Source organism: Aureimonas sp. D3, from assembly GCF_001463805.1.
Classification (GTDB): Bacteria; Pseudomonadota; Alphaproteobacteria; order Rhizobiales; family Rhizobiaceae; genus Aureimonas; species Aureimonas ureilytica_A.
In genome coordinates this window covers 102,725-120,623 of the sequence record NZ_BBWM01000032.1, presented here as the reverse complement: position 1 = coordinate 120,623, position 17,899 = coordinate 102,725, and the positions used below count along the sequence as shown (strand labels likewise).

Below are 17,899 nucleotides of genomic sequence, written 5' to 3'. Positions count from 1 at the left end.
AAGGTTCGGAGCGCCCTGTCTCGAATAACGCAATCTTCCCTTACGACCGTTCGCGTTCCATTCAGCGGCGCGGTGGCCGGCACCGCGCCTTGACCTCTCAGGCGCTCAGGCGCTCGAACGAAGCCTTGTCGTCCAGTTCGAGGTCGAACCCCTTCGCCTCGCCCTCGAAGCCCGTCATTTCGTCGGGAACCTGGGCCTTGGGGGCCGCGACGGACTTGACGGGACGGGCGGGCTTGGCGCCCTCGTTCGCCGCGTGCTGGCTGCGCAGGGTCTGGATCCGGTCCTGGAGCCCCCGTACGGTCTCCTGGCGGGCCGGCGCGACCACGGGCGGGCGCGCCGCGCCGGCGCGCAGGCGGAAGGCGGCCGAGCTTTGCGCCAGTCGTTGCGCCTCGGCCGAAAGCTGCGCCGATGTCGCCGACATTTCGCCGGCCGCGCCGGCATTGGCCTGCGTGACCTGATCCAGCTGCTGGATCGCCTGATTGATCTGTTCGGTGCCGATCGTCTGCTCCCGGCAGGCGGCGGAAATCTCCGACACGAGGTCGGCCGTGCGGCGGATATCGGGCACGAGCGCCTGCAACATGCGCCCCGCCTCCTGCGAGGTGAGAAGCGTATCGGCCGACAATTGGCTGATCTCGGAGGCTGCCTGCTGCGAGCGCTCGGCGAGCTTGCGCACTTCGGACGCGACCACCGCGAAGCCCTTGCCGTGCTGGCCGGCGCGGGCGGCTTCGATGGCTGCATTCAGCGCCAGAAGGTCGGTCTGGCGCGCGATCTCCTGAATCACCGCGATCTTTTCGGAGATGACGCGCATGGCCTCCAGCGAGGCGGCGACCGCCGCGCCCGCCTGCTCGCCGCTGACGGCGACCTGCGTGGCGATCCGCTCCGTGGTCGAGGCGTTGTCGGCGTTCTGGCGCACATTGGCGGTCATCTGCTCGATGGCGGCGGAGGCCTCTTCCGAGGCCGCAGCTTGTTCCGCGGCGCCCGAGGACAGGCGCTCGGCCGTGATCGCCGACTGTGCCGAGCCCGTGGCCACATGGCCGGACGAGGCGACGACCTCGCTCATGATCTCGGACAGTTTGGCGCTCATGCGGTTCATGGCGCGCAGGAGATCGCCGATCTCGTCCGAGCCCTTCGCGTCCGCGACCTGCGTCAGATCGCCGTCGGCGATGTCGTTGGACAGTTTGGCCGCGCTCGCCAGCCGCCGCGAGATCGACAGCGACATCCACGCGGCCGCCCCAAGGCCCAGAGCCAGCGAAGCGCCGACGACACCCATCAGAATTGCGCGAGTCGTCAGATAGGTTTCGCGCGTCTCTTGGGCGAGCTGGTTCGCAACACCGGCTTCGTATTGCGACAAAGCCTGGGCTTGTTCGGTGAGCTGGTTCAGGGCCGGGCGCACGCCGCTCGCCAGAAGGGCGGCGGCCTGAACCGTGCGGTCCGCCTCGCCCAGGGCAAAGGCCTGCTGGAGCAGGGGGCGCAGCTTACCCCATTCTCCCAGGCTCTGGCTCATCAGCGCCCCTACGGGCCCCGTTTTCAGACTTGTGGAAAGGGTCGCAAATCCTTGGTCGGCTTGACCGAGCAACGTGTCGATTTGCTGCTTCAGATGAACCATCGTCTGCGCATCGACGCGGTTCGCAGCATCGGACACGATGAGGGGCAACATGGGAAGGATGGCGCGCAGGTTCGACAGTTGATCGCGCACACCAACATTCGCATTGACCTTGATCAGGCGTTCCCGAACACCACCCAGGCTTTCCTGCAGACGATCCAGCGTTGGCATGATCTGCATGTGGACGATCTCGTCGGCCTTGGTCGCGCTATTCTGGTCGAGAAGCCGAACCGTTTCGAGCAGCACCGGATGCAGATGCTGCCAGCCTTCGATCAGCGTGGCGGCCTGCGCCAGAGCCTTGGTGTCGCCTGCGGCGATCTGGGCGCGATAGGCTTTCAGCTCCTCGATCGTGGCGCCGATCTGGGCTTCGCTGTCGTCCCGCAACGCAGCGCGCAGCCTGTCGTCGGTTTCATAGGAGAGGGCGCCGATCGAGCGACCGACGCTTTCGGTTTGCCTCATGATATTGGCGAGGCGCTTGTTCTGCGCGAACGGCCGGTTGACGAAGCTTTCCATCGTGTCATTGGCCGAGCGCAACGACGCCACACCGAAATAGCCGGCCGTGCCCATCATCGCGAGAATGACGCCAAAGCTGGCCCCAAGCTTCAACTTTATCGTCGCGCGCATACCGATCCCCAAACTTCTGAACTATAATATCTCCGTGTTATGCTGAAATATTGGTTAATTCGTGCAACGGTTGTTCATAGAGCCGCGCTAGAAAGCTCTGGCGCGCAGCGTTTCGTTCTTTTTCTGCCACGATATTGACGAGCGCTGCCGCCTTTCCATATTCGATCGGCCACAATAGTAATAAATACATACATTAGGCGCAGCATTTTCTACCGCGAGGCGTGCCACTGGAGTCGCAACGCGAAAAGGGCCCGGAGCGTCAAACGCCGAGCCCTCTCACGAACCATCGATTTGACCCCGCCCCATCAAAGGGAGAAGGGAGAACGGCCTTCGGCCTTTCGATCCGCAAGGGTTCGAAGCTGGGAAGGCTGCGTCCCGTCGCGCTTACGCAACCAGACGAATACGAGCGCCGCTTGCGCCACGGTTCGCTTCGTCCGCCGCCAGATTGTGCCGGTCGAGGGCGTGGAGCGCCTCGTTGATCTGCTGCGCGCCGACGCTCTGTTCGCGGCATGCGGAGGAAATCTCGCGAACCAGTTCGGACGTCCGCTCGATGTCGGGCATCAGCGACTTCAGCATGTCGCCGGCCTGCTCGGAGATCGTCACCGTGGAGGCCGACAGCGCGCTGATCTCGGCCGCGGCATGCTGCGAGCGCTCGGCGAGCTTGCGCACCTCGGAGGCGACCACGGCGAAGCCCTTGCCGTGCGTGCCGGCGCGCGCGGCCTCGATGGCCGCGTTTAGCGCCAGAAGGTCGGTCTGGCGCGCGATTTCCTGCACCACACGAATCTTGTCGGCAATAACCCGCATCGCCGTCACGGCTTCCGCCACGGTCTTCCCGGTGCGCAACGCGCTCTCGGCGGCATGCTGGGCGATCCGGTCGGTCTGCGTCGCGTTGTCGGCGTTCTGAGCGATATTGGCGGCCATCTCTTCCATGGCGGTCGAGGCCGCGACCGTGGCGTTGGACTGCGAGGCCTGCATCTGGGCCTGCTGTTCCTCCACCAGCTTTTGGGAGTGGATGTCGCGCACCGCGCCGCAGGTGCGGATCGGGTTGCCCTGCGAATCCCGCAGGCAACCACCCACAGCCGCGACCCAGCGATAGCTGCCGTCCTTCATGCGAATGCGGTACTCGACTTTATATTCCGTCTTGCCCGTCTTATCCATCATGAAGTCGCCGAAGGCGCCAAACACATAGGCCCCATCCTCTGGATGGACCCGGTCCATCCAGGCTTGCAGCACGTTGGGAAATTCTTCGACGGTGGTGAAACCCAGAAGACGGCGAAACTCCATCGACCAGGACCAGCGGCTGTGCGGCGAGGCCGGATCGCCGTCGACGATCACCGCGTCCCAAAGACCGACACCGCAATCTTCGTCCAATAGATGAAGACGCTGCTCCAGGTCGGCCACCCGCTCGGCGAGTTGCTTGACCTTATTTTTCCGAAAACGGCTCAACATTGCAAGCTAACCTTATAAACTTAGCGGCAATGGCACTTTACGCCTTGAATCTTGATGTTTCGTATTGTCGAGAAATCCAATCGACGCGATGACCCTCCTCCTTGGGATGTTGTCGCGCGACGGGTCGTTGCATAAGACGAATGATGCAACTCGATGCGCCATGCGGGAGATGGAGAAGGGCATGACACCGGAAGCAAGGCTCGGCTGCGGAATCGCGCTCTGGCGTGACGAACGGCTTCTTCTGGTTCGGCGGCGGCGCGCGCCCGAGGCCGGCACCTGGAGCTTTCCGGGCGGTAAGGTCGATCCGTTCGAGCCGACGGAGGCGGCAGTGCGGCGCGAAACGCTGGAGGAACTGGGGATCGAGGTCGGGCCGCTCGAGCTTCTCTGCGTCGCGGACCTGATCGACCCGGAGGCAGGCCAGCATTGGGTTTCGCCGGTCTATGTCGCACAGGAATGGCAGGGCGAGCCCCGCCTCGTTGAGCCCGGCAAGCACGAGCGGTTCGACTGGTTCGCGCTGGACGCGCTGCCGGAGCAGATCTCGATCGCGGTCGTGACGGCCACCGCCGCGCTTCAACGGCGGCTTCGGAGATAAGCCGGCTTACACCACACGGTTAGGGATAGTGCGCGGGGTTTCAGCGCCTGGTGGCGGCCAGGGCCTCGTCGCCGGGCTGCCGGCCCGCGCGCAGGGGCTCGGTGCGCCGGCCGAGGTCGTCCAGCGTGTTGGGCAGAACGGCCACGGCGCGATTCATGCCTGCGCAGCCGGCAAGGCTCGCGCAGAGAAGCGCCGATAAAAGGACAAGGCGAGACATGGACGGCTCCCGAACGGCATCCGCTTGGCCCCTATGGGAGTGCGGATACGTTGAAAGCTCGTCAGATAGGTCGGCTGTTCCCGGTTGTCAGCCGCTGATGGTCAGTTCTGCCGCTCGAAGCACCAGCCGAGCTGTGTGCGCTCGGTGGGATCGAACACCATCGTGATCTGCAAGGTCGGCCGAGCGCCGCTCGCATCGGCGAAGAAGATCGAGTCCTCCAGCCGGGGCATGACCTCGCCGTAGAACCACCAGACCTCGCCCCCATGGGACAAGCGGATGCCGGTCTGCGTCTCGTCGGCCACCACGTCCGGGTGGAGATGGAAGCGCAGGAGGCCCAGCGGCTCTTCGCTGGCGGCCCGGGTCGCGCGCCCGGTGGAGGGCAGAAGCCGGTCCACGCCCTCGATTCGCCCGCCGTCGCGCGACAGATGAATCTGCCGCTCGTGGACGAAGCCGAAGGGCAGGCGGTAACCGTCATGGGCGGCGGTGAGCAACTGCCCCTCGCCCGTGTCCTCGCGCGTCACGGGCACGCGGGTCGGCCCCGGCAGAAGCGGCACGCCGAGATAGCGATCCACCACGGGCGACTTGGCGAAGCGCGAGGAGGAATGGTCGGCGAGAACGAGGGTCGAATGCGCCGCCGTGTTGCGCGACAGGCGACGCCCGGCGTCTTCGGCGCGCGCCGTCGCGCCGCAATTGATCACCATGCGATGGCGGCCGGACGAGAATTCGAAGGCCAGCGTGCCGGCATGGGCCTCGCCCGCGACGGCGGGCGCGGGCGGCACGCCGGTATCGGCCAGAAGCGTGGTGCCGCCGGCCGACAAACGCTGGTAGCCGGACTGGCGCAGCGCCGAAACCGGCTCGCCCAGCGTCTCGTCATAACGCAGGAGCGCCAGCGCCATGGCCCGATCCGACAGGCCCATGCCATTGAACAGCGCCAGCGCGCCGTCGCCATGCTGGAAGAAGCGCAGCGCCAGGAACAGGCGGTCCATCGCGCTGAATAGGGCGCGCGGCATGGCTTGGTTGCGATGGGCGAAGAGCTGGCGCAGCGGCAGGAGATCGGCCAGCAGCGCCGGGATCGCCGCCGGGTTGCGCGAGATATGGCCGCCATCGGCGTAAAGCTGGCGATCCAGCTCTTCGCCCAAGAACTTGGCGGCCCAGCGCACATGGTAGCGCCGGCTCGGCTGGCACAGGGCGGCGAAGGCGAGCGCAATCCGCGCGCGAAGGCGCGGCAAGCCGTCGGGCGCGGCGGAGGCGGCGCGGGCGAGGCGGCGCGTCTGGCGCGCCAGCGAGGTTTCGAAGCGCTGGACGAAGGCGGTGTCGGCCTGCGCCAGGATGATCGGCGCATGCGACAGCCAGCTGATGATACGGCGCGCCACCACGTCATGGTCGAAGGCCTGACGCGGCAGGACGCTGCGCTCGAAGCGCATCCAGTCGCCCACCAGAATGCGCGCCTGCTCGGCGGCGAGCGCATCCCCCGCCTCTGTGAAATGGCGCAGCCAGCCGAACCCGTGCAGGTCCCCCGTCCAGCTGCGGGGCGCGGTGCGCAGAACGAAGGGCGAGGTCGTGCCGAAATCCACGATATGCCCGGCCAGCGGCAGACGCCCGATATAGAAGCTCTCGACCAGCGAGGCCTCGCCCCGGCGCAGGTCCGCGGGCACCGCGACCAGCCGCCCGGCGCGGCGCGCGACGGGCGAAAACGCCGTCATGGCCGGAGCCACGCCGCGCAGGCGGCGAAGCGTCTCGCGGACCATCAGCCCCGCAAGGCGTGGCTCATCGACAAATCCCGTCGTCATCGCAAGTCCCCCGACCGACAAAGCCGGCCCTGTGCACCGATCCGGGACGCGCGAGGCGAAACCGGATCGGTTCCCCTCGCAGCCCCTCTTGCCACGAGTTTTCCGCAATCAGGGTTAACAGGGCGCTAATGGCGCCTGAGCGTCGATCTGGAAACTGGGACGGGCCGGTCCGCCCATGCCTGTTCGCCGGCGATCGGCCGCCGTGTTTCCCAACCCGGTGTCAGGACGGGGTCAGGCCGGGGCCAGCTTGCGCGCTCCAAAAGCAACCGCGCATCCCGAGACAGGCCCGCCATAGGGATCGGTCCTTCCAGCCAGCGGACGCAACGCCGGGTGCGATCCGATCGCGAGGATCGGCTAGCCCGCGCAAAGGCCAGCCCGAGCCGCTCGGCGTCGGCTTGCGCCGCAGGACGCCGTTTCAGCCGTCTGGAGACGGGTTCGGGAGCCCGCCGGGACCGGGCTCTTCCCAAGCGCTGATGCCGCCAGACGTCAGCTGGCGCGGCGCAGCCGGGCGGCGAAGAAGCCGTCGAGGCCGGAATGCTCGGGCGTTTCGCGCCGGAGCATGGCAGGCGTCGTGCGCAGATAGCCTTCCGGCGACACGGCATCCTCCAGACCCGGCACCTCTTCGGGGCGCACGGGCTCGACATGGAAGTCCGTGCGCGAGATCAGGAAGGCTCGCACCAGCTCTTCGCCCTCGATCGGGTCGAGCGAGCAGTTGGAAAACAGGAGCATTCCACCGCGTGCCACGAGATCGGCAGCCCGGCCGAGAAGCCGCGCCTGCACCTCGGCGAGCTTGCGCACTTCTTCGTCATCCTTGGTATAGGCGACGTCGGGATGGCGGCGGATCGTGCCGGTGGACGAGCAAGGCGCGTCGAGCAGCACCGCGTCGAAAGGCGTCTCGGGCTCGAAGCGCATGAGATCGCTGCCGACGAACTCCGCCTCCAGCTTCAGCCGCGCGAAATTCTCCTTCAACCGGCGCAGGCGCGAAGGCGAAATCTCGACCGCCGTCACATGGGCGCCGGCCGCCGCGAGCTGCGCCGTCTTGCCGCCCGGCGCGGCGCAGAGATCGGCGACGCGCTTGGCCCTGACATCGCCCATCAGACGTGCCGGCAGGCTGGCGGCGGCGTCCTGCACCCACCATTCGCCCGTCTCGAAACCGGGGAGATCGCTCACCGCTTCCTCGCCCGGCGCGCGGCGGATCGTGCCGAAGGGCAGAAGCTCGCCGCCCAGCATGGCGCCAACGGCGGCGGGGTCGCTCTTGGCGGTGAAGTCGAGCGGCGCGGGCAGGCGATGCATGGACACGATGTCGAGCGCCACGGCCTCGCCATAGGCCGCCTCCAGCCGCGCCCAGAGCCAGGGCGGGCAGTCGAGGCGCGGATCGTCGAAGCGGGCGGCGAAGGCGTCCTTCTCGCGCGCGATGCGCCGCAGCACGGCATTCACGAGCCCGCTGAAGCGCTCGGTGCGCGGATCGACGGAGGCATGGGCGACGGCCAGATCGACGGCGGCGGAATCGGGCACGTCGAGATGCAGGATCTGCGCCGCGCCCACATGCAGGATATGGCGCAGATGCGCCGCGCGGCTCGGCAGCGGCCGGTCGAGGCAGGAGGAGACGATCGCCTCGATCGAGCCGCGCCGACGCAGCGCCGTCAGAAGAATGGCGCGCACCAGGCCCTGATCGCGCGCGGGGAGTTTCAGAAAGTCGGGATGGCCGCCCTTTCGATCGGTCAGCCCGTCGGCCGAGGTCTTGGTGTCCACCACGGCGGCGAGCAGCCGGGCCGCCGTGCGGCGGGCGGGCAGACCGGCGCGCTCGGGCTCCGGGCTTTGGGGGGGGCGAGGGGTGCGGCCCTCGGGGCGGCGGGCGGCGGGGCGGGCGGGCTTCTGGGGCTTATCCATCCGGGCATGATATGGGCCAAGAGGGACGCGGTGAGCAAGTGCGCCTTGCTCCCTCCCTTAGCCTTGGGCATGAAACGCGGCTGAGAACCGCGAACGGAACCACTCAGTGGAGGGCGAGCGCGGGATTGTGTCCGTCGGCAAGGTGCCGGGCGCAGGTCCTGCAGCGCATGGATGAGCACCGGCAACGATGCCCGGCGGGAACGAGACCCGGTCCGCCGACCCGAGGGGTTCTGTCCCCGGTTCCAAAGGCGCGCTATCTCCCGGAAACCGCTCGGCCGCGCAGGCGCAAGCCGGGCATCGAACCATCGGAAAGAATAGGCATGGATCAGTCGTTCGACGAAGACACGCTGGCGCTGGCGGCGCGGGTCTTCCAGGCCGCGCGAGAGGGCGACACGAGCTTTCTCCAGATGGCGCTGGAGCGCGGCCTGCCGCCCAACCTCTCCAACGACAAGGGCGACACGCTCCTGATGCTGGCGAGCTATCACGGGCACACGGAAGCGAGCGAGCTTCTCCTGAAACACGGGGCCGATCCCGACCGCGTCAACGATCGCGGCCAGACGCCGCTCGCCGGCACCGCCTTCAAGGGCGACACGGCGACGGCGCGCGCGCTGCTCGCCGGCGGCGCGGCGGTGGATGCGGCCGGGCCGGACGGGCGCACGGCCCTGATGATGGCCGCCATGTTCAACCGCACCGACATGGTGCGCCTTTTCCTCGACCACGGCGCCGACCCCGCCCGCCGCACCCCCGAAGGCCTCACCGCGCTCGGCGCCGCCAAGGCCATGGGCGCGGCCGATACGCCAGCGCTTCTGGGCGAGACCGACTGACGGTTGCGACGGACGGGAAAGCCGTCTCGCGCCGGGCCGGCCGGGAAAAAGGCTCTGAAACGGGACGATCGGCCAAGACTGCCGATGTCGGTCAGGTTCACGGCGGTTCGTCGCACTGAGGCTGATCGACACTGCGGGTCGCAGCGCTCATCTTCCGTTTCGGGCTGCTCGCCCCCGAACCATCGGACGGTGTGGCACACTTTGGCCTTGGACCCGATGTCCCATCATCTCCCTGCTTCCGCTCTTGCCGCCGCCACGGAAAAGGGCGGTGGACCGGTTCGGAGTCCGAGCGTCGCCGAAGCCGCTGACCCGGTTTCAGGACGAGCGGGGGAGTCGAGCCAAGGCCCCGACATCCGCTTGCGATGCGTCATCCCGCACCAGCCTCAACCAGGAGCCGGGACATAACCTCGCGGCAAAGGAGCGACCGAGGATTTTCCGTTGTCGGTGAGGCTCCGGCAGAACGGGCGCGACCCGTGGCTTGCCCGGAAAGCGACGCCAATGCCGCGTGGAGTCCAGCGGCGGGCAACGACGCCCCGCAGAAGACACCGGCGACGAGCCGACCCGGCAGGTTCGACACCCGGTTCCAGGCCGCCGACGCCATCGCCGTGCCCGCACCGGAACACCGGAGCGTGACGAGGCAGGCCACCCCGCAGGTCTCGCCTTCCGGCACCCGATTGCCTATCTTGCCCATCGAGGGCGTGTGCTGCGTGCGCCCTGGGATTTCCCTAAACCGACGGAGAAAAGCGAAACCTTTTCGAAAAGGAGGGAGGGCGAAGCCATGTCATCGCACGATCCTATCTCGATCCGCAGCCAGCGCCCCTCGGGCTTTCTGCGCCGTTTCATCGCCAGCGAAGCCTCGGGCGGGCTGGTTCTCATGGCGGCCGCCGCGCTCGCGCTGATCGTCGCCAATTCGCCGCTCGCGCCCGGCTATTTCGCCGCGCTCCATGCCTATGTCGGCCCGCTCTCTCTCCTGCATTGGATCAACGATGCGCTGATGGCGGTCTTCTTCCTGATGGTCGGGTTGGAGATCAAGCGCGAGGTCGTGGGCGGGCAGCTCGCCAGCTGGCAGGCGCGTATTCTACCCGGACTGGCCGCGCTTGGCGGCATGGCCGTGCCGGCGCTCTTCTATCTTGCCTTCAACATCGCCTCACCCGAAAGCCGGGGCGGCTGGGCCATTCCCTCGGCCACCGACATCGCCTTCGCGCTCGGCGTCCTGTCGCTGCTGGGACCACGCGTGCCGATTTCGCTGAAAGTGTTTCTCGCCGCGCTCGCGATCATCGACGATCTCGGCGCCGTGCTCATCATCGCGTTCTTCTACACGTCCGGCCTCAACCTCCTGGCGCTTGCCGGGGCGGCGCTCGTGGTTCTCGTGTTGGCGCTTCTCAACCGGCGCGGCGTCCTGGCGCTCTGGCCCTATCTCACGCTCGGCCTCGTGCTCTGGGTTCTGGTCTTCCTGTCCGGCATCCATGCGACGCTGGCCGGCGTCGTGCTGGCGCTCACCATTCCGCTCGTCGTGCCCGAGCCCGGCCTGCAGGAGGCGGAGCCCCCGCTCCTGAAGCTGGAACATGCCATCCAGCCCTGGGTCGCCTTCCTGATCGTGCCGGTCTTCGGTTTCGCCAATGCCGGCGTGTCCTTTGCCGGCTTCTCGCTGTCGGCGCTCAGCGACCCGGTGCCGCTCGGCATCGCGGCGGGTCTGTTCTTCGGCAAGCAGATCGGCGTCTTCGGCATGGCGCTCCTCACCATCCGCCTGCGCTGGGCGAGCCTGCCGGAGCGGGCGAGCTGGAGGCAGGTCTATGGCGTGTCGCTCCTGTGCGGCATCGGCTTCACCATGAGCCTCTTCATCGGCCTTCTCGCCTTCCCGACCTCGCCTCTCCTGCAGGACGAAGTGAAGCTCGGCGTGCTCATGGGCTCGCTCCTCTCCGGTCTTCTGGGCGCGCTGGTCTTGCGCCTCGCGCCCACGCGCCAGCCGGAGGCTTGAGCCCTCAAGCGAGCCCCGCCCAGGCCGCGTACCATTCCGGCCACTCGGCGCTCGGTGCGCCGGGTCGCCCCAGGCCGAACCCATGGCCGCCGCTCGGCAGAACATGCCGCTCCACCGGGACATCAGCCTCTCGGGCGGCCCGCTCCAGAAGCGCCGTGTTGGCGATGTCGGAGATCGGATCGTCCTCGGCCTGAACCAGGAACAAACGCGGGCAGCGGGCGCGCACATGCGTCTCGACCGACCAGTCCGCGCTCATCGCGCGCGATGGATGATGCCCGACCAGTTGGACGCGCGTGGACGTGTGATCATAGGGCGGCAGCAGCGTCACCACGGGATAGATCAGCGCCGCGCGTGCCGGTCGCGCCGAGCCGCTGTCCAGCCCATCCACGGGCGCATAGGAGGCGAAGGCCGAGCGCGTGGCGGCAAGCCCCATGAGATGCCCCCCGGCCGAAAAGCCGAGGACGCCGATCCTGGCGACATCGAGTTTCAGCCGCCCGGCCGAGCCCGCGACAAGACGCAGGGCGCGCTGTGCATCCTGCAGGGGCGCAAGCGGCCCGTTGGTCCAGCCCTCACCGGGCAGGCGATAGCGCAGGACGAAGGCCGTGACACCGCGCGCCGCAAGCCAGCGTGCCGCCGGCCGCGCCTCGGTTTCCATCTGAATGCGCTTGTAGCCGCCGCCCGCCGCGACCAGCACGGCCATGCCGTTCGCCCGCTCAGGCCGATAGAGTTCGAGCGCCGGCACCGCGATGTTGCGGATCGCGCCCTTGTCGCTCACCTCGACGGGGCCGCTCGGCCCGCCGCCGCCCAGCGGGAGATTCGGCCAGAGCGGGAGGATGTCAGAGGCCTCGCTTGGTTCCATCCGGTCCCGCGCCCGCGCGACCATAGGCGAGCATAGAAGGCCCGTCGCGCCGAGGATCAGATGGCGGCGGTTGATCCGCATGACGGCTCCTTCGCTCGGTTGGAACTGTCCATGCGTCGATGGGAGCCGGTGCGCCGCCTATCCCCACGGCCCGCGCTTGCCTCGATCCGATCGCCCCGGCCCGCTCGGCGGTACGGAACCACCGCCCCAGGGGCCTTGGCGAGGCGGCTGCGCGCCCATGCGAGGGGGCACACCCATGTGAGGAGGAAGGAAAGAGCCCCCGCCCTCGCCTTCCATCGACAGAAGCGCGTCGATGCGGTTCTGCGTGTCGGGATGCGTCGAGAAGAGACTGTCCATCCGCTGGCCGTTCAGCGGGTTGATGATGAACATATGCGCGGTCGCGGGATTGCGCTCGGCCTCCATGTTCACCGTATGGCCGGCCGAGCCTGCGATCTTGGCGAGCGCGGAGGCGAGAGCGCGCGGGTCGCCGCAGATTTCCGCGCCGCGCCGGTCGGCCGAATATTCGCGCGTGCGCGAGATCGCCATCTGCACGATCATCGCCGCAAAGGGCGCGACCAGCGTCGCGACCAGAATGCCGATCAGCCCGAGCGGATTGTTGTTCTCGCGGTGGCCGCCGAAGAAGAACGCGAAATTGCCGAGCATGGAGATCGCGCCGGCCAGCGTCGCGGTGATCGTCATGGTCAGCGTGTCGCGGTTCTGCACATGGGCGAGTTCATGGGCCATGACGCCAGCAACCTCGTCCGGCGTCAGGCGGTTGAGAAGGCCGGTGGTCGCGGCGACGGCCGCGTTCTGCGGGTTGCGGCCCGTGGCAAACGCGTTCGGCTGGTCGTTCTCGATGAGGTAGACACGCGGCATGGGCAGGCCGGCGCGGGCGGCGAGCGAGGCCACCATATGGTAGAAGTCGGGCGCCGTGCGCTCGTCCACCTCATGCGCGTTGTACATGCGCAGGACCAGCCTGTCGGCGTTCCAGTAGGAGAAGAGATTGGTGCCGAGGGCGAAGAGGAAGGCGATCATCATGCCGCCGCGCCCGCCCAAGAGAAAACCGACCCCCATGAAAAGGGCGGTCATCCCGGCAAGCAGCATGGCCGTCTTGATCTGGTTCATGGGTCGATGCGTCCTTGCTCGGCGCGGGCGACACGTGGGAGGGCTTGCGGTCGGCGCCGTTTCAACCGATCTGCCGTAGAAGATGTGGGCGCGCACCTCGTTCGCGTCAACAAAGCGGGCCGGCTGACACGCCGCCACTCGCAAGACCGGAAAGGACCCTGCCATGAGCGAAGCGGAAAACGGAGCACCGAAAGAGACCCGCATTCTATCGCCCGCCGCCCAGCGCGCCCTGGCGGAGGCGCAAGCGCGCCGCGCGGCGGGCGAGGCGGAAAAGCTGGCGCTGGGCGACCTGCCGCCCGAGGTGAACGGGCGCAACGGCCCCGAGCCTGCCCGCTACGGCGACTGGGAAAAGAACGGCATCATCTCCGACTTCTGACCGCACGGGTTTGAGGCGGCGGGTTTGCCCAGCCGCCGCACGCCCGTCCTTGGATCGCGGCCAAGGCCGCCGCAGGCGCGCGCTCGCTGCCGACGTCGCATCCCTTTGCGCGCCCAACCGTTGCCTGGAGACGACGATGGCCTTGTCTCAGCTCGGTCTGCGTTCCGTGACCTGACTCTTGCCATAAGCGCGGAATAGGAATTTAATCTTTGCGGAGTAGGAACGCTGCCATGCGACTGTTCTGCCTTTTCCTCCTTCTCGGCCTCTCGCCCGCCTTGGCGGCGGACGAAGAGGCGCCGCCTCGCGAAATCCTCGGCCCGGTCAATGCGCGCGTTCTGAAAGTGCGCGACGGCGACACGGTGGAGGTCGAGGCCTTCATCTGGCCGCTTCAGACGGTGACCGTCGCGGTACGCCTGCGCGGCGTCGATGCGCCGGAACTCAAAGGCGAATGCGAGGCCGAGCGCGCCGCCGCCCGCCATGCGCGCGATCGCATGAGCGAGCTGGTGGGCGATGGGTTCGTCCAGCTGCGCCGCATCTCGGGCGACAAATATTTCGGCCGCGTCCTCGCCGATCTGGCGAGCCCCACGGAGCCCGATATCGGCCAGCGACTGCTGCGCGAAGGGCTGGTGGATGCCTATGACGGCGGCCGTCGGCGGAACTGGTGCGCCACGATCGGCGCGCTGAAACCCGGCCAGCCGCTCGGTAAGGGCTGACCGCGCCGCATCCGAATGCCGTTGCGGTTGGGGAGCATCGGCCTGGTGAGACGGTGCGTCCCCGCGTGCGGGCAAGATCCGGGGTTACTTCCTTTCCGGTCAGGGGAGCACGAGCCGGGTTCCAACCAACCCTTGTCCCCCTGCCCCAAACGATTATGTTCTGGCTTGCAAGGGGACGACCTCTTGCGTGCTCATGGCGCTGTTCGGCTTTCGGGACGACCCGGTCTTTTTCCAGGGGTGTTCCCATGGCCTATCTCCTTCTCCTCGTCGCCGGCCTGCTCGAAGTCGGCTGGGCGTTTTCCATGAAACTGTCGGACGGGTTCTCGCGTCTCGGGCCGACGATTCTGACCTTCGCGTTGATGGCGGCGAGCTTCGCGCTCCTGTCGCTCGCCATGCGCTCGCTGCCGCTCGGCACGGCCTATGCGATCTGGACCGGCATCGGCGCGCTCGGGGCCTTTCTGGTCGGCATCCTGATACTGGGCGAAAGCGCCAGTCCCATGCGCCTTCTGGCGGCTGCCCTGATCCTCGGCGGCCTCGTCCTGATGAAGCTCTCCTCCTCATCATAAGGCACGCGTCGGGACTGGCCGCGCCCCGATTGGGGGACTAGAAGGTTTCACGTGAAACACCGGGAGCCTGCATGACCTCTTCCTCTTCCCGCATGGCCTTGGCCGAAAGCAAACTGGCCGAGGTCGTGAAGGACGCCGTCGCCGCGCTCTCCCCCGGCTTTGCCGTGCGCCTCTGGACGGGCGAGCGCATTGGCCCCGCAAGCGGCCCGGTGCTGACGATCCGCAGCGCCACCACGCTGGCGCGCCTCGTGTTCCGCCCGCGCATCGATACGCTGGTCGCGCTCTGGATGGACAAGAGCCTCGACGTCGAAAACGGGACGATCTTCGACATTGCGGAAGGACGCTCCAAGACCTCCTCGCGCGGGCTCCTGAAGCGGCTCGACAAATGGCGCATCGCCAAGGCGCTGCCCTCGCTCCTGACGCTGCGCAAGGCGGCGAAGGCGGAGGCCGACGAAGCCAAGGTCGGCGCGGATGCGGGGGCCAGCGGCTCCACCAAGGCTGCGATCCAGTTCCACTACGATGTCTCGAACCAGTTCTACGGCCTCTTCCTGGACGAGCGCATGGTCTATTCCTGCGCCTATTTCACCGAGTGGCACGACGATATCGACCGCGCCCAGCGCGACAAGCTCGACATGATCTGCCGCAAGCTGCGTCTCCAGCCCGGCGAGCGGATGCTCGACATCGGCTGCGGATGGGGCGCGCTGCTGATCCACGCGGCGCAGACCTATGGCGTGTCCGGCCATGGCGTGACGCTGAGCCAGGCGCAGTTCGATCTCGCCACCGCCCGCGTGCGCGCCGCCGGGCTGGAGGATCGCATCACGATCGAGCTGAAGCCCTTTCAGGAGTTGACCGGCACATTCGACAAGATCTCGTCCATCGGCATGTTCGAGCATGTCGGCTTTGCCAACCATGACGCCTATTTCGGCGCGGTGAAGCGCCTGCTGCGCCCGCGCGGGCTCTACCTTCATCACACGATCGCCCGGCCCGCCAAGAAGGACTTCAAGACCTTCATGAAGGGCTCGCGCGAGTATCGCGCGCTGACCCGCTACATCTTCCCCGGCGGCGAACTCGACTGGATCGGCCATTCGCTCCAGAAGCTGGAGGCCAACCGCTTCGAGGTGCACGACGTCGAGAATTGGCGCGAGCATTACGGGCGCACCTGCCGCCTCTGGGCGCTGCGGCTTCAGGCGCGGATGGACGAGGCCGTGGCCGAGGTCGGCGAGCCGCAGGCGCGGCTCTGGCTTTTGTATCTGGCAGGCTGCGCGCTGGCCTTCGAGCGCGGCACGGTGATGATCAACCAGACGCTGGCTTCGAAGCGCGACAAGGGCCCGTCCGGCCTGCCGCCGACCCGAGCCGATCTTTACCGATAGTCGCCGTTTCAGGCCCGTTCGGCTGGCCGACGCCGGCAGTTCCTCAAATATGAAAAAGCCCCGCTCGGCGGGGCCTTTTCCTGTCAGGCATGGATCGGGTGGCGCAGCGCCGGCAGGGCGGTGTCGTCATCCTCGACGAGGCCGCTTTGGGCCATGCGCCGGGTCTCGGCGGCGACGAGAAAGCGGATCTGCTCCTGCAGGCTCGTGATCTCTTCGCTCAGCTGGTTGATCTGGGCTTCCGTGCGCAGGTTGGTCTCGTAGTCGAGGCGCACTTCCAGCCGATCCTTCGCAGCCTGCCGGTTCTGGCTCATCATGATGACGGGAGCCTGGAGCGCGGCCACCATCGACAAAACCAGATTCAGAAAGATGAAGGGGAACGGGTCGAAGGCGTTCTCGGCCAGAACCACCGTATTGAGGACGGCCCAGCCGACCAGAAACACGGTGAAACCGATGATGAAGCTCCAAGAGCCGCCGACGCTGGCGACCCGATCGGCCAGACGATCACCGAAGGTCATCCCATCGTTGAACATCTCGTTGGGATCGCGCATCCGGGAGGCGCGGCGGAGCTGATAGGCAATGAGGCGGATGGCCGTGTTCATGGCTCACTCACTTGTCACGACGGGCCGCAAAACCCGTCGCGTAGCGAGCCGAAGGGATCAGCTCAGCGACAGGCTCTGCGGCACGTGCGATCGACTGGGATCGTTACTGGGCATGATCCTTGGGGACCAGTTGATGAAGGGAGCGCCGGGCCGAAACGGCGGGGCGCGTGAGGGGACATGAACCTGTCGCCCCCTTTGGTCAAGTCTGCGTGAGGTGAAAAAAGGAGAAGGCCGAAACTTTTCGGCAGGACTGCTGGGGAGCAGGTTGCGCTCAACGAAAAAAGGCCGCTCCCCATGAGGAGCGGCCTTCCGTGATGTGGGATGATGCCGGCAGGTCGTCAAACCCTTGCCGGATCGACATATCGCTTAGGCGTTCGAAAGAGGCTGCTCCAGCGAACCCGTGAGATACAAAGACCCAACCGGCTTCAAACAATCACTCGACATTGGATCACCTCCTTTCGTCCCGTTGAACATGACAAGAGAATGGGGGCGTCGAGACCATCCCGCAAGGGCGGACGGTGCGTCATTGCGGCACGGCGGGTTGGCGGTCGTCTCGGGGCGGATGGACGTCACACCATTTCGAGCGGGCCAACCCGCGAGGCATCGTCCCCCTCCCCGCCACCCGGTGAACCTCCGGGCATCCGTGTCCCCCCTCGCCCGTTCTGAGCGCCGCATCCATCAGGCGCCGCCGTATCCGGTGAAAGGGTGACGCCGCCTCGACCTGCGATGTCACAAGGTCGGTGAACGCTATCGTCGGACGGATTTCGGCGAGCCGTCCACGCGCCCTTGCAACTCCGGCGGGGGACCCGTATTCTAGACCCGGAATAAACGACCTCGCGTCCCGAACGACGTCGTTCCCCGGTTCTCCACGGCTCCAACGAGTTTTCCGCGATCCGCCGCCTGGGGTCTTTGGCCCAAGCGATGCGCAGGACGCTTCCCGCGTTCGGCATTTTGGGATGGTCGCGAACGAACTCGGATCAAAAGATCGGCCCCGTCCAGGCTCGACGCCAGATCGTGGCGGGCCGGAAGCGCCACCGCTCGAAGCCATTCGGGCGGCGTGGCCGGGCGAGTTCGAGCATTTACAAAGGGGATCACCCGGGCAAAGCCGCCGGATCGTCCCCATATGATTGTCTTCGGCACGGAAGGACCCATCGCGATGCGGACACCGAACTACAATTTCGAGCGCCAGGAACGCGATAAGGCCAAGGCCGCCAAGAAGGCCGAGAAGGCCGCCGCCAAGAAGGCCAAGAGCGGCTCTGCGGCGAACCTGAACGACGAGTCCGAGACGCTGCCGGAGACTTCCTCCTCTTCCGCGAGTTGACGC

At 67.1% G+C, this 17,899-nt stretch carries 15 protein-coding genes and 2 pseudogenes; 8 read left to right on the top strand and 9 right to left on the bottom strand.

The window, feature by feature from the left end; translation table 11 throughout:
* Nucleotides 1-97 precede the first annotated feature (97 nt).
* From AUL36_RS08970 to AUL36_RS24580, 3 genes and pseudogenes are all read right to left on the bottom strand, one after another.
* Nucleotides 98-2,227, bottom strand: coding sequence for a HAMP domain-containing methyl-accepting chemotaxis protein (locus AUL36_RS08970; RefSeq protein WP_062219873.1), 2,130 nt, complete (start codon nucleotides 2,225-2,227; stop codon nucleotides 98-100).
* Between the two features lie 411 nt (nucleotides 2,228-2,638).
* Nucleotides 2,639-3,217, bottom strand: a pseudogene (locus AUL36_RS24585) (methyl-accepting chemotaxis protein); the annotation flags it as partial.
* Nucleotides 3,218-3,223: 6 nt separating this feature from the next.
* Nucleotides 3,224-3,511 (bottom strand): annotated as a pseudogene (locus AUL36_RS24580) (PAS domain-containing protein); the annotation flags it as partial.
* Nucleotides 3,512-3,857: 346 nt separating this feature from the next.
* On the opposite strand from AUL36_RS24580, the gene AUL36_RS08960 reads away from it, so the two are divergent.
* Nucleotides 3,858-4,268 (top strand): NUDIX domain-containing protein, encoded by a 411-nt coding sequence (locus tag AUL36_RS08960; protein WP_062219906.1) that lies wholly within the window; start codon nucleotides 3,858-3,860, stop codon nucleotides 4,266-4,268.
* 40 nt (nucleotides 4,269-4,308) lie between these two features.
* On the opposite strand, the gene AUL36_RS23730 is transcribed toward AUL36_RS08960, so the two are convergent.
* From AUL36_RS23730 to AUL36_RS08950, 3 genes are all read right to left on the bottom strand, one after another.
* Complete coding sequence (locus AUL36_RS23730) at nucleotides 4,309-4,485, bottom strand: hypothetical protein (RefSeq protein ID WP_156418315.1); 177 nt, start codon at nucleotides 4,483-4,485, stop codon at nucleotides 4,309-4,311.
* 101 nt (nucleotides 4,486-4,586) lie between these two features.
* On the bottom strand, nucleotides 4,587-6,275 hold the full coding sequence (locus tag AUL36_RS08955) for a heparinase II/III family protein (RefSeq protein ID WP_156418314.1): 1,689 nt from the start codon (nucleotides 6,273-6,275) through the stop codon (nucleotides 4,587-4,589).
* A 486-nt stretch (nucleotides 6,276-6,761) separates the two neighbouring features.
* Nucleotides 6,762-8,165, bottom strand: a complete 1,404-nt coding sequence (locus AUL36_RS08950) for an RsmB/NOP family class I SAM-dependent RNA methyltransferase (RefSeq protein ID WP_062219868.1) — start codon at nucleotides 8,163-8,165, stop codon at nucleotides 6,762-6,764.
* Nucleotides 8,166-8,485: 320 nt separating this feature from the next.
* Between AUL36_RS08950 and AUL36_RS08945 the strand changes: the two genes are divergently transcribed.
* On the top strand, nucleotides 8,486-8,989 hold the full coding sequence (locus AUL36_RS08945; RefSeq protein ID WP_062219866.1) for an ankyrin repeat domain-containing protein: 504 nt from the start codon (nucleotides 8,486-8,488) through the stop codon (nucleotides 8,987-8,989).
* 778 nt (nucleotides 8,990-9,767) lie between these two features.
* The gene (nhaA, locus tag AUL36_RS08940; RefSeq protein WP_062219864.1) at nucleotides 9,768-10,967 is read left to right on the top strand and encodes a Na+/H+ antiporter NhaA; all 1,200 of its coding nucleotides are present in this window, start codon (nucleotides 9,768-9,770) and stop codon (nucleotides 10,965-10,967) included.
* 4 nt (nucleotides 10,968-10,971) lie between these two features.
* Here the strand turns inward: nhaA and AUL36_RS08935 are convergent, their stop codons facing one another.
* Nucleotides 10,972-11,907, bottom strand: coding sequence for an alpha/beta hydrolase (locus AUL36_RS08935; protein ID WP_202814746.1), 936 nt, complete (start codon nucleotides 11,905-11,907; stop codon nucleotides 10,972-10,974).
* Nucleotides 11,908-11,964: 57 nt separating this feature from the next.
* Nucleotides 11,965-12,951, bottom strand: a complete 987-nt coding sequence (gene htpX, locus AUL36_RS08930; RefSeq protein ID WP_058602183.1) for a zinc metalloprotease HtpX — start codon at nucleotides 12,949-12,951, stop codon at nucleotides 11,965-11,967.
* Between the two features lie 163 nt (nucleotides 12,952-13,114).
* Here htpX and AUL36_RS08925 point away from each other — a divergent pair, with 163 nt between their 5' ends.
* The 4 genes from AUL36_RS08925 to AUL36_RS08910 all read left to right on the top strand — a co-directional run bounded on the left by AUL36_RS08925 (nucleotide 13,115) and on the right by AUL36_RS08910 (nucleotide 15,976).
* Nucleotides 13,115-13,327, top strand: coding sequence for a DUF1674 domain-containing protein (locus AUL36_RS08925; protein ID WP_062219862.1), 213 nt, complete (start codon nucleotides 13,115-13,117; stop codon nucleotides 13,325-13,327).
* Nucleotides 13,328-13,557: 230 nt separating this feature from the next.
* The gene (locus AUL36_RS08920; protein ID WP_058602185.1) at nucleotides 13,558-14,040 is read left to right on the top strand and encodes a thermonuclease family protein; all 483 of its coding nucleotides are present in this window, start codon (nucleotides 13,558-13,560) and stop codon (nucleotides 14,038-14,040) included.
* Nucleotides 14,041-14,285: 245 nt separating this feature from the next.
* On the top strand, nucleotides 14,286-14,606 hold the full coding sequence (locus AUL36_RS08915; RefSeq protein WP_058602186.1) for a DMT family transporter: 321 nt from the start codon (nucleotides 14,286-14,288) through the stop codon (nucleotides 14,604-14,606).
* A gap of 71 nt (nucleotides 14,607-14,677) precedes the next feature.
* Nucleotides 14,678-15,976, top strand: a complete 1,299-nt coding sequence (locus AUL36_RS08910; protein WP_082655726.1) for an SAM-dependent methyltransferase — start codon at nucleotides 14,678-14,680, stop codon at nucleotides 15,974-15,976.
* An 83-nt stretch (nucleotides 15,977-16,059) separates the two neighbouring features.
* On the opposite strand, the gene AUL36_RS08905 is transcribed toward AUL36_RS08910, so the two are convergent.
* The gene (locus tag AUL36_RS08905) at nucleotides 16,060-16,575 is read right to left on the bottom strand and encodes a DUF1003 domain-containing protein (RefSeq protein WP_058636333.1); all 516 of its coding nucleotides are present in this window, start codon (nucleotides 16,573-16,575) and stop codon (nucleotides 16,060-16,062) included.
* Nucleotides 16,576-17,731: 1,156 nt separating this feature from the next.
* Here AUL36_RS08905 and AUL36_RS24200 point away from each other — a divergent pair.
* Nucleotides 17,732-17,896, top strand: coding sequence for a hypothetical protein (locus AUL36_RS24200; protein ID WP_192843365.1), 165 nt, complete (start codon nucleotides 17,732-17,734; stop codon nucleotides 17,894-17,896).
* The last annotated feature ends 3 nt before the right edge of the window (nucleotides 17,897-17,899 follow it).